The organism is Psychrobacter proteolyticus (assembly GCF_039762275.1).
GTDB classification, from domain to species: Bacteria; Pseudomonadota; Gammaproteobacteria; order Pseudomonadales; family Moraxellaceae; genus Psychrobacter; species Psychrobacter proteolyticus_C.
Genome location: NZ_JBDLOB010000002.1, coordinates 247,532 through 260,586, shown reverse-complemented (window position 1 = coordinate 260,586; position 13,055 = coordinate 247,532). Strand labels below are relative to the sequence as shown.

Annotated in this window: 14 protein-coding genes; 6 read left to right on the top strand and 8 right to left on the bottom strand. The window is 43.0% G+C overall.

The window, feature by feature from the left end:
* The first annotated feature begins 260 nt into the window (after positions 1-260).
* Entirely contained in the window at positions 261-1,319 is a 1,059-nt protein-coding gene (gene tsaD, locus ABFV72_RS04120) for a tRNA (adenosine(37)-N6)-threonylcarbamoyltransferase complex transferase subunit TsaD (RefSeq protein ID WP_347162542.1), read from the top strand.
* A gap of 44 nt (positions 1,320-1,363) precedes the next feature.
* On the top strand, positions 1,364-1,735 hold the full coding sequence (crcB, locus tag ABFV72_RS04115) for a fluoride efflux transporter CrcB (protein ID WP_160021062.1): 372 nt from the start codon (positions 1,364-1,366) through the stop codon (positions 1,733-1,735).
* Positions 1,736-1,881: 146 nt separating this feature from the next.
* On the opposite strand, the gene ABFV72_RS04110 is transcribed toward crcB, so the two are convergent.
* Positions 1,882-2,397, bottom strand: coding sequence for a hypothetical protein (locus ABFV72_RS04110; protein WP_347162541.1), 516 nt, complete (start codon positions 2,395-2,397; stop codon positions 1,882-1,884).
* A gap of 137 nt (positions 2,398-2,534) precedes the next feature.
* Here ABFV72_RS04110 and ABFV72_RS04105 point away from each other — a divergent pair, with 137 nt between their 5' ends.
* A complete protein-coding gene (locus ABFV72_RS04105; protein WP_347162540.1) occupies positions 2,535-2,972 on the top strand; it encodes a hypothetical protein in 438 nt (145 codons plus the stop codon).
* 277 nt (positions 2,973-3,249) lie between these two features.
* On the opposite strand, the gene ABFV72_RS04100 is transcribed toward ABFV72_RS04105, so the two are convergent.
* The 4 genes from ABFV72_RS04100 to potA form a co-directional block, all read right to left on the bottom strand.
* The gene (locus ABFV72_RS04100; protein ID WP_347162539.1) at positions 3,250-4,140 is read right to left on the bottom strand and encodes a LysR family transcriptional regulator; all 891 of its coding nucleotides are present in this window, start codon (positions 4,138-4,140) and stop codon (positions 3,250-3,252) included.
* Positions 4,141-4,255: 115 nt separating this feature from the next.
* Positions 4,256-5,062 carry a spermidine/putrescine ABC transporter permease PotC gene (gene potC / locus ABFV72_RS04095; protein ID WP_347162538.1) on the bottom strand — a complete coding sequence of 269 codons (807 nt, stop codon included), beginning with the start codon at positions 5,060-5,062 and terminating at the stop codon, positions 4,256-4,258.
* Positions 5,062-5,940, bottom strand: a complete 879-nt coding sequence (potB, locus tag ABFV72_RS04090; protein ID WP_347162537.1) for a spermidine/putrescine ABC transporter permease PotB — start codon at positions 5,938-5,940, stop codon at positions 5,062-5,064. Before potB ends, potC begins: the two co-directional genes overlap by 1 nt.
* Positions 5,940-7,181 carry a spermidine/putrescine ABC transporter ATP-binding protein PotA gene (gene potA / locus ABFV72_RS04085; RefSeq protein ID WP_347162536.1) on the bottom strand — a complete coding sequence of 414 codons (1,242 nt, stop codon included), beginning with the start codon at positions 7,179-7,181 and terminating at the stop codon, positions 5,940-5,942. Before potA ends, potB begins: the two co-directional genes overlap by 1 nt.
* 401 nt (positions 7,182-7,582) lie before the next feature.
* Here potA and ABFV72_RS04080 point away from each other — a divergent pair, with 401 nt between their 5' ends.
* The 3 genes from ABFV72_RS04080 (at position 7,583) to ABFV72_RS04070 (ending at position 10,021) form a co-directional block, all read left to right on the top strand.
* Positions 7,583-8,221, top strand: a complete 639-nt coding sequence (locus tag ABFV72_RS04080; RefSeq protein ID WP_057758161.1) for a carbonic anhydrase — start codon at positions 7,583-7,585, stop codon at positions 8,219-8,221.
* 186 nt (positions 8,222-8,407) lie between these two features.
* Positions 8,408-8,971 carry a lactoylglutathione lyase gene (gloA, locus tag ABFV72_RS04075; RefSeq protein WP_201570448.1) on the top strand — a complete coding sequence of 188 codons (564 nt, stop codon included), beginning with the start codon at positions 8,408-8,410 and terminating at the stop codon, positions 8,969-8,971.
* A 72-nt stretch (positions 8,972-9,043) separates the two neighbouring features.
* Positions 9,044-10,021: a mechanosensitive ion channel family protein gene (locus tag ABFV72_RS04070; RefSeq protein WP_102094685.1), complete on the top strand. Its 978-nt coding sequence runs from the start codon at positions 9,044-9,046 to the stop codon at positions 10,019-10,021.
* A 129-nt stretch (positions 10,022-10,150) separates the two neighbouring features.
* Here the strand turns inward: ABFV72_RS04070 and ABFV72_RS04065 are convergent, their stop codons facing one another.
* The 3 genes from ABFV72_RS04065 to ribA form a co-directional block, all read right to left on the bottom strand.
* Complete coding sequence (locus ABFV72_RS04065; RefSeq protein ID WP_347162535.1) at positions 10,151-10,627, bottom strand: c-type cytochrome; 477 nt, start codon at positions 10,625-10,627, stop codon at positions 10,151-10,153.
* 386 nt (positions 10,628-11,013) lie between these two features.
* Entirely contained in the window at positions 11,014-12,024 is a 1,011-nt protein-coding gene (gene hemF, locus ABFV72_RS04060; RefSeq protein WP_431192073.1) for an oxygen-dependent coproporphyrinogen oxidase, read from the bottom strand.
* 7 nt (positions 12,025-12,031) lie between these two features.
* Positions 12,032-12,760, bottom strand: coding sequence for a GTP cyclohydrolase II (gene ribA, locus ABFV72_RS04055; RefSeq protein ID WP_347162534.1), 729 nt, complete (start codon positions 12,758-12,760; stop codon positions 12,032-12,034).
* Positions 12,761-13,055 lie beyond the last annotated feature (295 nt).

Sequence of the window (13,055 nt, the reverse complement as noted above, 5' to 3'; positions counted from 1 at the left end):
CGTTTTTTGTCATGCCAGTCTGAGAATATACAGCTGTATCAAGCGAATTCGAGATAGTGTGTGGCTGATTGTATTATAGTCGGTGAACTACTAAACCGCTACGGCGTTACCCTCCTTAGATGTACTACTTGTACAATCTGCAGTCGGCTGCCTTGTACTCATTTTAGAGTTCTTTGACTATAGTTATCCAGTTTCTCAAAATGATGTAAGATAAACGTGCGATAAAAATAGCACGAAAACGAAAGTATAAAGGCAAAAGTATGAAAGTATTGGGCTTAGAAACCTCTTGTGATGAGACGGGGCTAGCGATTTTTGATAGTGAGCAAATAAATAGCGACAACCAAGGTTTGGTCGGGCAAGTACTGTATTCTCAGATTGAGCTGCACGCACTTTATGGCGGCGTTGTGCCTGAGCTTGCTAGCCGTGATCATATTCGTAAGCTCGTGCCGTTACTTAATGAGCTGCTAGAGCAGTGCGATATGAAAAAAAGCGAGATTGATGCGATTGCCTATACCAAAGGGCCGGGACTCATTGGCGCATTGATGACAGGCGCACTATTTGGTCGTAGCTTAGCATATGGTTTGGATATTCCAGCGATTGGTATTCATCATATGGAAGGGCACCTTTTGGCACCGCTTATGGGCGCAAACCCTCCGGCGTTTCCTTTTGTCTCCCTACTGGTATCTGGTGGTCATACCTTACTTATTGCTGCTCATGGTGTGGGGCAGTATGAAATCTTGGGTGAGTCGATCGATGATGCAGCAGGAGAGTGCTTTGATAAAGCCGCCAAAATGCTCGGTCTACCTTATCCGGGTGGTCCTAATATTGCCAAACTGGCAGAAACAGGTAACCCTGATGCTTACGCACTACCAAGACCAATGCTACATCGAGGTCTAGACTTTTCGTTTAGTGGCATGAAAACGGCTGTGCATAATCTGATTAAAGATACGCCACATTCAGGAGGGTCGGGCAATGGTGCTGATAGCGATCCACAGATTCGTGCTGATATTGCTGCAAGTTTTCAGCATGCAGTGGTCGATACGCTAGTGAAAAAATGTGTCAAAGCACTTAAGCAAGCAGATATGAGCCGTCTGGTCATTGCAGGCGGGGTCAGTGCCAATACTCATCTGCGTGAGACGCTAGAGCGCGAACTGGCTAAAATCAATGCGACGGTTCATTATGCACCGCCTGCGCTATGTACGGATAATGGGGCGATGATTGCTTATGCAGGTTTTGAGCGCTTGCAAGCAGGACAGTCTGATGATTTGGCCGTTAGCTGTATTCCGCGTTGGCCGATGACAGAATTGCCAGCCGTATAAATGAGCATTTGGTCCAACACGTTTATATGAATTAAGGATAGTCTATGCAGTGGCTTGCTATTGGTTTGGGGGCAGCATTTGGTGCTTGTCTGCGAGCTTGGCTATCGCGTTTTAATGCTTTGCACGGTTGGGTGCCACTCGGTACCCTGAGCGCCAATATTTTAGGCGGACTACTGATAGGGCTGGCACTAGTGTGGTTTGAGCGCATGGGAAGCAACTTATCTGATCATGTACGCGTGTTTGTGATAACTGGTTTTTTAGGTGGGTTGACTACCTTTAGTACGTTTAGTGCAGAGGTATTTGGCTTTATCCATGACGGGCGGCTGCTGGCAGGCTTAGCGCTCATCGGTTTGCATGTTGGACTGACATTATTAGCAACCGCGCTTGGCTTTTATTTCTTTAAGCTAATTTTGTAGCCGTTGATAAATATTAATTGTTTAATAGTCTATTATAAGTGGTCTGTTAATAGGTTTGCAGGGTGAGATAGTTGGTTCCTTTGGGGGATACCTTATTTAATCTCACTAATTAAAGCTTTAGTCGTACTTTTGAGTAAGTAGTATAGTTAAGTATTTCTGATTACTTTCTTAAGATCATTCAACATACCTATTTCAGTATTTGGATATAATATTCTTATAGCCTTATCAAACTGATCATAATCCATCTTAATATCATTAAAAAAATTATTTTCTTCAAAATTGAAATGTTTATAATCACCATTGTGATAGAGAAAACGAATTTCTAAATAAACATCGTTCATTCTTTTAAACATGATTTCACTAATTTCTGGGTGGTGAAGAGTTGTGCTTGAGCATATTTTATTTGACAGCACCCAAGACATTTCACTCATCTCCTCTCTAGCAATTTCGGCTGAATAAAATAATGAGAAAAACTCATATATAAAAGGAATGATATCAGTCGTATCTCCCCTACTAATATATACCTCTGCTTTCTCATTAATGACCTCAATACTCCCTTGCAAATAATACCAATCTTTTTCTAAATTATTGAAATTACTTATCTTAACATCCGAAATATCAGTCAAGTTACCATCTAATTCTATAAATAATTTAAATTGCATTTTGCAAAGCCTTTATTAAATAGTTCTAGTTCTAGAACAGAAAGGTTAGAGTTCGAAGCCTGTATAGCGCACCGAACATATAATAATGACTCATTGATTGAATATACTACTCTGGAAATGAGTTTAGAGACTAAATTATGTTTAAAGAAGAGTTAATGAAATTCTTATTGTCTACCGAGAGCTTTAATGAGCTTGACGAATCGTATATGTCTGACTTTGATTTTAAGCATGTCCAGGGTATTAGTTATGAGCAGGGCTATCCTATGCTGATTGACTGTTGCGAGGTCTGGATACAATATCCGGAGTATACTTGGGAGTTAATAGATATTATGGGTAGTATAAAAAATATGATATCAACTAATACATTCCCAGATATTTTTATTGAGAACAAGCAAAATATCTTAGCTATCTATTTTGATACTGAAAATAGAGTTCGAACCCTAATTAGTAGAGTTCACGAAAGTGATAATGTTGATGAAAAGATAATTGAAAGCTCTATAGAGTCAGGAATTAAGGATGAGAAACTTATGTTTGCTGGGCTTTTCTACCGTTCTAATATTAACTGGTCTGTTTAAACAGTGAGATGCTTGCAAATATATCCCTAAAATCCTTTTTGTACCCGTAACAATGCTTATGATGAACAAAGATGATGTTAGCTATTATCGAAGGCTTATTGCATGTATACAACGAAGTACACTGCGACTACATAAATAACTCAAGATACTCATACCATTAGCCTACAGCCAAAGATTCAAGTCCTCACTAGGGAACCATCATTTTCCCCAACGCCTATCATAACGTAAGAAAGCGAACGATATTTTATAACCGAAAAATGTAATCAACAGTGGAGTATTAAACTGGCTTTACAATCCCTGCTAATAAACTGGCAAATCCCTGCATATAAGCAATATCTTGACTAGAAGTACGCGTCGCGGCGTATAGCTGACAATGTACGCCATCACCTAATGGTCGTGAGACGACCCACCCTTTTTTCTCATACTCAGCAACGACCCAGTCGGGCAGTGCTGCCACACCGCGTTCGCTTGCAACCAACTGAATCAGCATCGCGGTCAGCTCTGTTGTACGAACACTCTCAAAGCTTACTTGTGCTGGCGTCATAAAATTAGCAATGATATCGAGCCGTTTGGCTTCTACGGGATAGGCAATCAATGTCTCATTAATCAAATCATCTGGTTCAATAAATTTTTGAGCAGCTAAATCATGCGTTGGTGAAAGTACCAAACGACTCTCATATTCAAACAATGGCTGATAGCTGATACCGTCGAGCGGTAAATCACTGGTAGTGATAAGCAGATCAATATCACCTTCCATGAGTAGATGATGCGGCTCAGGCTCAAACCCTGTGGCAAAGTCTAGCTCGACATCCGACCATTCACGGCGATAGTGGTTCAGTATTGGCATGAGCCAATCAAAGCAACTATGGCACTCTGATGCTAGACGTAATCTACCTGCTTGGCCGTGAGCTAAGCGTTTAAGGTTAGATTTGGTACGAGTAACTTGCGGTAGGATGTTGTCTGCCAATGCCAATACTGCTTTACCTGCTGGCGTAAAACTAAGCGGGCGCGTCCGACGATTGACCAAGCTGATATCGTAATAGTTCTCAAGCTCTTTTAATTGATGCGAAACAGCTGAGGCAGTAACGTGTAGCTCATCCGCCGCTGCTGCAAGTGAACCATGCGCCCGTAGCGCGGTTAATGTATTAAGATGACGTAGCTCAAGCATAATATAACCTAACCGCTAAGGTGAGAAAAATTCATTATAGTCAATATAGCGCTGACTTTCACTCATAGTCCATTATTAATAAGCAGTTCATAAGCAATTAGTCAGCAATCAATATCTAGCGCTTGCGTAACAATAATTGTGAGATAACGACCAATACTAGTGAAGCGACCAGCAATAACGTACCAATGGCGTTAACTTCTGGTTTGAGTCCTACGCGCACCATAGAATAAATGCGCAGCGGTAAAATCTCATAGCTAGGCCCTGTGACAAAGGTCGAAACCACCACATCATCTAGCGACAAGGTAAAGGCCAGTAACCAACCCGCCATGACTGCTGGCAAGATAACGGGAATCAATACGGTGCGCACCATGATTGATTCGTTAGCACCCAAGTCGCGTGCCGCTTCCATCAAGCGCTCATCTAAACTACTTAACCGCGCAAAAACAGTAATTACAACAAAGGGCAGGCAGAAGGTAATGTGCGCCAATAGCAGTGAGACAAAGCCCAATTGCAAACCAATCAGTAAGAACAATGCTAATAATGAGATAGCCAATACAATTTCAGGCGACATCATCAGGACAAACAGTAGCCCATTTAGTAAGCCTTTACCGCGAAAATTATAACGGTGTAACGCCAACGCTGTAAGCGTCCCTATCAACGTTGAGACAGTGGCTGCCACCAATCCTAAGACAATCGAGTGCCAAAATGCATCTAGCATCGCTTGGTTGTTAAACAGTGATTCGTACCACTTTAAGCTAAAGCCGCCCCAGTTATAGCCGATTTTTGACTTGTTAAATGACATCACCACCAGAACAATGATGGGTAGATATAACAAAGTATAAATAAGACCGAGATATCCTTTGGCAGCGATACTGCCAATTTTGAGCGTACGAGTTTTTTTGTTCGGTGAGCTGTAAGACATTAGGCCACCTCGTTAAAGTCAGTCTTGCCAATGCGGCGACTACTGGCACGGTAGGCAAGTAATAATACTGCCATCGCCAGTGTTAGTAATACGCTGGCTGCTGCGCCAAAGGGCCAGTCACGCGCATCCAGAAATTGGTTTTTGATGATATTACCGACCAATAAGTTACGAGAACCACCCAAGATATCTGCCACATAAAACATACCCATCGCAGGCAATAGTACGAGCAGTACACCAGAGATAATCCCTGGCGTCGTTAAAGGCAGTACCACATGCCAAAAGGTCTGTGTTTTAGTTGCACCCAAATCCTGCGAAGCCAATAGCATGTCATTACGCAAGTCAGTGAATACCGCATATAGCGGCAGCACCATAAACGGGAATAACAAATAAGTTAGTCCTGCGATCACTGCGCCTTGGGTATATAAAATATCGATAGGCGTATCAATCACACCGATGGCTAATAGCAATTTGTTAATCAAGCCATTGTTAGCAAATAGTAATTTGAGCGCATAAGTCCGTACCAAAGAGTTGGTCCAAAATGGCAGGATCAGTAACATCATGAGTAGCGGTTGCCAACGTACTTTTGCTTTGGAAACCAGCCATGCAAAAGGATAGCCAAGCAGTAGGCAGATAACCGTTGTGATACCTGCCATCCATAATGAGTGGACAAATACCTCAAAATACAACGGGTCAATCATCCGCACATAACTGTCGATGCTGACAGGTAAGCTAATAAAGGCACTGCTATCACGGGTCAAAAAACTGACAGCGATGACTAGAATATTTGGCAATAGTGCGAATATCAGTAGCCAACCCCAGATTAGCCAAAGCGTGGCGGTACGAAATGGACTTTTACTGCCTAAGTGGTTGCGAGCCATCAGCTACCATCCTTTTGTGCAGTTATGTCTGGCACAGTTTCAGAGTCTTCTGGTAATACCCATTCCCAGCCATCTACCCATGAGACTTTGACGCCCTCGTTTAGTTTGTAATCAAAGCTTGGATCATCCTCATCAAAAAATTCAGAGGCTTTAATGATATGACCATTTGCCAGTTCGATAATCGAGTCTAAGGTGCTACCTTTATAGTTACTCTCGATGACACGGCCTAACAGTCCGCTATGCTCATTGTCTTTTGGATCGTAGATACGCAGGTCTTCAGGACGCAGCAATAAATTGACGATATCGCCCACTTGTACATCATTGGCAAAATTGGGACGACGTAAGTTGCGTAAGGTGGTCGGCCCTTCTTGCGCCTGTGCTTCACAGACTTCGACCTCGATACGTCCGTTGGTCACTTTGCCATCGCGATCTGGCTGGTCTGGATGGACACCTTTGACCTCAGCTCTAAACAGATTGGTCTCACCGATAAATTTGGCAGTAAACAGATTGGCAGGGGTTTCGTAAATCTCGATAGGCGTACCGATTTGCTGGAACGTGCCGTCTTTCATCACGGCAATACGGTCTGACATCGACAGCGCCTCTTCTTGGTCATGAGTCACGAAGACAAAGGTAATGCCTAGCTCACGTTGAAGACGCTTTAGCTCAGATTGCATTTGCAGGCGCAGTTTGTGATCGAGCGCGGATAATGGCTCATCAAGCAATAGCAGTTTAGGGCGGTTAATCACCGCGCGTGCAATGGCAACTCGCTGCTGCTGACCACCAGACAAATCTTGCGGCTTGCGGTTGGCCAAATGCTCTAGCTGTACCATCGCTAGCATCTCGCTGACACGTCTTTGGATTTCATCTTTTGGGACTTTTTTCAGCTTTAGGCCATATGCTACGTTTTGGGCAACGCTCATGTGAGGGAACAGCGCATACTGCTGAAATACGGTATTGACCGGACGTTTATCAGCGGACAATCCCGCCATCTGTATGCCATCCAAATATATCGCTCCAGCGTTCGGCTGCTCAAAGCCTGCAATCAAGCGTAGTAATGTCGTCTTACCACAGCCTGATGGGCCAAGCAGCGTCAAAAACTCACCATGCTTGATATCAAGGTTGATGTCTTTTAGGACTTCGGTTTGATCATAAGTCTTTTTTAGACCAGTCAGTTGCAGCAGCACCTGATCATCATGAGGTAACGCAGAGGTGTTATGCGTATTTTGAGATAAATCGGTCATAATATCTGTTCCTGAGCGTCCAATAGCTATATGCAGCTGGCTGTCATTATAGGGATTGGCATGAGCGTAAGCACGATTTGATTACTGTCTAAATGCTGCCTGAGTGCTGCGTATTATAACAAACCCTTGATATAATTCAGTGCAAGTTCGTTATAAGTTACGCGAGTCATACTATCGTAGCAGCGATATATACAGCTGTATTTTTACATGTGACTACATTTACCTAGCGATATTTAGACAAATTTTTTTACCGTTTTTTGGTTTTTATTGCTATACAATCACGTTATGGCTGACAAACATGATTAGCCTGATAGTTTGGCGATAATTAGCCAATCTGTGTTTGAATATATGTATGCAAAACAGCTTATAACTCTAATATTATTGATGATAAAGGATCTCTCATGCCTACCGATATACGCCCAACCACAGGTCAAGAAGCGCTTGAGCTTTTAAAAGCAGGTAATGCACGCTACGTTGATAGCCTCACCAGTACCGATGAGTATATGCAGCGCCGTCCAGAGTTGGTCAAGGATCAAAATCCATTGGCCATTATTTTGGGTTGTTCCGATGCAAGAGTACCAGTTGAGATTGTTTTTGATCAAGGTTTGGGAGATTTGTTTGTTATACGAGTCGCGGGTAACGTGGTTGCACCATCACAGATTGGTTCAATCGAGTTTGCAGCCGAAGCCTTTGGTACGCAATTGGTAGTGGTACTTGGACACTCAAAATGTGGCGCTGTCACGGCTTGCGTTGAGACATTGATTAACCCTGAGCAGAACTATTCACCTAACTTGCAATCTATCGTTGATCGTATTCGCCCAAGCGTTTATAACTTGCACGAATTGGCAACTGCCAATGGTCAGGACGTCGATGCAGACGAGCTGGTCGATCGCTCTATCCGCGCTAACGTACGTATGTCAGTCAGTCAGCTCAAGCATGGCTCACGTGCATTAGAGGACTTAACCAATAGTGGGCAGCTATTGGTAGTCGGTGCTGAGTATGACCTTGAGACAGGAAAAGTGCGCTTTTTAGATAGCTAGTCAGTCTTGGATAGCTTCAGACAATTAGCTAGTTAGGGGATAAAGACGAACATACCTTGTTCATATTCTTACAAAACCCTATCAGTTATTTTGCCATTTTTTATTATGATAAGAGAACGATGCAAATCACGACCATCGTGATTTGCGTGTTTATGCCTTTATTTTTTGAATTATATTAGGATAATTATGTCTACTTCATCTAACAACAATAACGACGCAATAGACCAGCCTGCTAGCAGCGTTAGCACAGATGGTGTTCAGCCAATTTCATCACAGACGACCGGTTTTACTTTTAACCACACCATGTTACGTGTCAAAGACCCTGTCAAATCGCTAGCGTTTTACACTGGTGTCTTGGGCATGACCTTGCTTGCCGTGAAGAAGTTCCCTGACATGGGATTTGATTTATATTTCTTGGCTAAGTTGACCGAAAGCGAGCGCGAAAACTTGCCAACTGGCGATGATCTAGAAATCTTTGCTTTCCGCCAGCGTGGTATTTTAGAGTTGACGCATAACTATGGTACCGAGACAAAAGCTGACTTTAGTTATCATGACGGCAATCAGGATCCACAGGGTTTTGGTCATATTTGTTTTAGTGTTCCAAGCTTGGATGAAGCGGTTGCTTGGTTTGATAAAAACAACGTCGAATTCAAAAAGCGTCCAGAAGACGGCAGCATGAAAAACATTGCCTTTATCAAAGATGTAGATGGCTACTGGATCGAAATCGTACAGGCCGATTTGATGGGCTAATTGTCAGAACGATAGCACCTATTAAGATAAGTGCGTTAATAAAAATAGATAGAATAAAGGAGTATCACCCAGATGCCTACCTCTGAGGCAGAAACGACACTGAGTGCTGAGACGGCTGCGCAGTCTACGACAACGGATGGATTGACTTATCAAAGCATCCTTGGTTCGGCAAATGAGATATGGGTTGGCTTTGTTGAGCGCATCCCATATTTTGTCGCATCAATTATCGTTATCCTGATTTTTTGGTTCTTATCGATTGTCTTCAAAAAAATCGTTCACAAATTATTAGGCAGTCGTAGTCGTCATCAGAACTTGGTCAAGGTGTTTCAGCGGGTAGGTGGGGCACTCATTTTCTTTATTGGTTTTATGATAGCGATGGTTATTGCAGTACCAGGATTTACCCCTGCTAAGCTGATTGGCGCACTAGGTATTGGTTCTGTGGCTATCGGTTTTGCTTTTAAAGATATCTTCCAAAACTTGCTTTCTGGTATCTTGCTGCTAATTTCAGAGCCGTTTCGTATCGGTGATCAAATCGTTTCAGGCGACTATGAAGGAACGGTCGAAGATATTAAAATCCGTGCAACCACCATCAGGACTTATGATGGTCGTCAAGTGGTGATTCCAAACTCAGATCTCTATACTTCAGCATTGACCGTCAATACCGCCTATAAGCAGCGTCGTCTGCAAGTCGCAGTTGGTATCGGCTATGAAGATGATATTGAAGCGGCCAAAGCTGAGATTATAAAAGCATTAGATAAGATAGAGAGCGTCTCAAAGAAAGCAACACCAAGCGTAATTGCCACTGGTTTCGGTGGTTCGTCCATTGATCTAATGGTACGCTGGTTTATCGAAGATGGTACGCAAGCCAATAAGGTTGCTTCGATTCATCAAGTAATTGTAGGTATCAAAAACTCGTTGGATGCAGCGGGCGTAAATATTCCCTTCCCAATACGTACAATCGATTTGAGTGATCCTTCAGTAAGTGCAATCGTTAATAAAATGAACGAGCAGCAAGACGTTGTGGATGTGAATAAAACAGTGGCAGAGTAGTGCGCTTGGTGAAATATTTAATTAGTATCAAAAATATGATATCTAATAATACTTAGAAAACTAAAAAACCGCCACATCAATTGATATGGCGGTTTTTTTTACGTGTCTACCGGCTATAAATACAAAGCTTTATTCGTCTTTTGCTCTAAAGTCGGTATGGCATGATTTACAGCTTGCACCAACTTGTCCAAAGGCAGGTTTAACATCGTCCATGCTAGTGGCGTTTTGGGCGGCGGCGTTTAGCTCAGCAGTAACTTTTTGAAAGTTTTCCGCTTCAGCACTGAAGCCATCAGCATTAGACCAAACCGCTTCAGTAGCATTGCCTACCGCTTCTGGATCTTCAAAATGACTCCAAGGCTTGGCGGCATCTTCTGCCAAGAACGCAGCTTGCTCTTTAAATACATCGGCATCAAATGTGTCAGGTGCTTTTGCCATATCACCCATGACGCCCATTGCATCGCCCCAGTTTTTCATGGTGTCTTGACGCGCTTGCACGTCAGGGTTAGATCCTGTTGAAGTGTTACAGGCCGTTAGACCCAGTGCAGCCGCCATCAAGGTAACGCTAAACAGAGACTTGAAAGATTTGTTGGTATGAACCTGTGCCATATGACTTACTCCTTTAAACTTGGCTAATAGTAAGCGCGATTACAAACGCTCGCTTTGACTTAAAATATAGTTATACAAAATACTGCCTAAAATTCTTCTGAGCACAGTTGCTAATAAAGAACGTCTTCTATTGTAACGGTTATCTGCGCGTTGGGAATTATATAGTTGTTATATCCTCGTAATATTTTAAATAAGCACACCTTAACTTGGTTGTGTCTGCTTACGGTTGGTTGCGGTGATTTTATGGTAGTTATACAACATATTTCTGTACGATAACGACGTGAGAGTTGCTCGTTTGGATGGTACTGACAATAAAAAAGGCCAGCGATAGTAGCTGACCTTTTTAATATTTTCCAAAAATATGAATGCCATGATATTTACGAAAACTACAGTGCTAACCAATCACGCGGTTTTAGATAATAATCGGTCAACTCAAACTCAGGTGTTCCTTCAGCAGGCTCAAAACGATAATGCCAGCTGGCAAGCGGCGGCATACTGACTAAAATTGACTCGATACGTCCGTTGCTCTGTAGCCCAAATAGTGTGCCACGATCGTAGACCAGATTGTACTCGACATAGCGACCACGGCGATAGAGCTGAAACTCACGCTGCGCTTTAGTATAAGGCGTATTTTTACGCTGTTCAAAAATCGGCATGATACCGTCAAGATAACCGTTGCCAACGGCTTTCATAAAGTTAAAGCAGGTCTCGAAGTCCCAGCCACGACTTTCAGTACTGACGTCATCATAAAACAGACCGCCAATGCCGCGCTGTTCATCACGATGGCGTAGATGGAAATACTCATCACACCACTGTTTAAAATCAGCGTAGATATTGTCTCCAAAAGGCGCACATAGATCATGACAAACTTGATGCCAATGCACACAATCAGCGAGTACTGGATAGAATGGTGTTAAGTCAAAACCACCGCCAAACCACCAAATAGGTGCTTCGCCTTCCGCTTCTGCTACGAATAAACGCACATTGGCATGGCTCGTAGGTACGTTTGGATTTCTGGGATGGACAACCAGTGACACGCCCATTGCTTGAGCTTTGCGTCCAGCGATATTAGGGTGACGTGCGGTCGCAGAGGCAGGTAGGTTATGTACATGAATATGGCTAAACATGACGCCCGCTTTTTCGATGACTTCACCATCTGCCAATACGCACGATCGACCGCCGCCGCCTTCAGGACGTTCCCAGTCATCAGGGACAAAGGTCGCATACTCATTGTCATTAGTGCTGCCGTCACGCTCTTGTGCTTCTAGCGATTCACAGATACGTGCCTGTAAATCAACCAAAAATTTGCGCACTCGCATGATGTCGTTATTGGTTGGCGTCGTCACGGACGCCACCGTTGATAAGTCTGTTTCGTTATTTGTATTTGTAATACTCATAAGATATCTATTTATTCAGGTGTATGGCGGTATTGAGGTCTGTATCGAGAGAAGCGTCTATATCAAGATTGATATTTTTATCAAATAAGTGGCCCATGCGATCACGTTTGGTTGCTAGATATTCAGCATTCATATCATTGACACCGACCAACAATGGCACTCGTTCGACAACATCAATACCATGCTCAGTCAGATAAGCGACTTTGTTTGGATTGTTGGTGATGAGCCTGACAGCGTCGACACCGACATGGGCCAGCATCGGACCACACATATCATAGATACGCGCATCGGCAGGCAAGCCTAACATGAGATTGGCATCCAGCGTATCATGCCCTTGATCTTGGAGGGCATACGCACGAATCTTATTGGTCAAACCAATACCGCGGCCTTCTTGACGCAAATACAAAATCGCACCGCAACCTGACTCTTGGATGGCTTGCATGGCAGTATTGAGCTGCGGACCGCAGTCACATTTCAATGAGCTAAACGCGTCGCCTGTCAGACATTCAGAATGAATGCGAATGAGCGGTACTTGCTTCGCTATCGATTCGTTCTTTTGGTTCAATATCATGTCGTCTAAAGGTTGGTTAGCGATATCATCTGTCTGTTGCTCGACCACAGCTAGACCAACGGTCAGCATGACATGCTCTTGACCTTCGCTATTTTCAAAGATATGAATATCAAACTCGCCGTGACGAGTGGGTAATTTGGCACTAGTGATAAATTGATATGACATTGCTGTCCTACATAAGCCTAAAGTCGTGGCGGTGAAAAGTGTGTTATTGCTGTTCGAGATGAGCGCTGTTTGAGCCGGTTACTATTCGAGATCACTACTGTTTTCGAAATAACTATTAGTTGAGATGAGCATATCATCTCAACTTTACTGCTAAGATTAAGATGATACTAGTATAACCTGTTCATAAAGACAGCGTGCTCATTGTATTTTTTATAAAAACACACAAAGTTCACAGACGACGCACGATGATTAAAGCGACAATTAAAAAAAAATGCTATTATGCCATACTATTTTG

Coding starts and splice junctions, on each gene's coding strand:
- tsaD (WP_347162542.1), top strand. CDS start 261: ATGAAAGTATTGGGCTTAGAAACCTCTTGTGATGAGACGGGGCTAGCG.
- crcB (WP_160021062.1), top strand. CDS start 1,364: ATGCAGTGGCTTGCTATTGGTTTGGGGGCAGCATTTGGTGCTTGTCTG.
- ABFV72_RS04110 (WP_347162541.1), bottom strand. CDS start 2,397: ATGCAATTTAAATTATTTATAGAATTAGATGGTAACTTGACTGATATT.
- ABFV72_RS04105 (WP_347162540.1), top strand. CDS start 2,535: ATGTTTAAAGAAGAGTTAATGAAATTCTTATTGTCTACCGAGAGCTTT.
- ABFV72_RS04100 (WP_347162539.1), bottom strand. CDS start 4,140: ATGCTTGAGCTACGTCATCTTAATACATTAACCGCGCTACGGGCGCAT.
- potC (WP_347162538.1), bottom strand. CDS start 5,062: ATGTCTTACAGCTCACCGAACAAAAAAACTCGTACGCTCAAAATTGGC.
- potB (WP_347162537.1), bottom strand. CDS start 5,940: ATGGCTCGCAACCACTTAGGCAGTAAAAGTCCATTTCGTACCGCCACG.
- potA (WP_347162536.1), bottom strand. CDS start 7,181: ATGACCGATTTATCTCAAAATACGCATAACACCTCTGCGTTACCTCAT.
- ABFV72_RS04080 (WP_057758161.1), top strand. CDS start 7,583: ATGCCTACCGATATACGCCCAACCACAGGTCAAGAAGCGCTTGAGCTT.
- gloA (WP_201570448.1), top strand. CDS start 8,408: ATGTCTACTTCATCTAACAACAATAACGACGCAATAGACCAGCCTGCT.
- ABFV72_RS04070 (WP_102094685.1), top strand. CDS start 9,044: ATGCCTACCTCTGAGGCAGAAACGACACTGAGTGCTGAGACGGCTGCG.
- ABFV72_RS04065 (WP_347162535.1), bottom strand. CDS start 10,627: ATGGCACAGGTTCATACCAACAAATCTTTCAAGTCTCTGTTTAGCGTT.
- hemF (WP_431192073.1), bottom strand. CDS start 12,024: ATGAGTATTACAAATACAAATAACGAAACAGACTTATCAACGGTGGCG.
- ribA (WP_347162534.1), bottom strand. CDS start 12,760: ATGTCATATCAATTTATCACTAGTGCCAAATTACCCACTCGTCACGGC.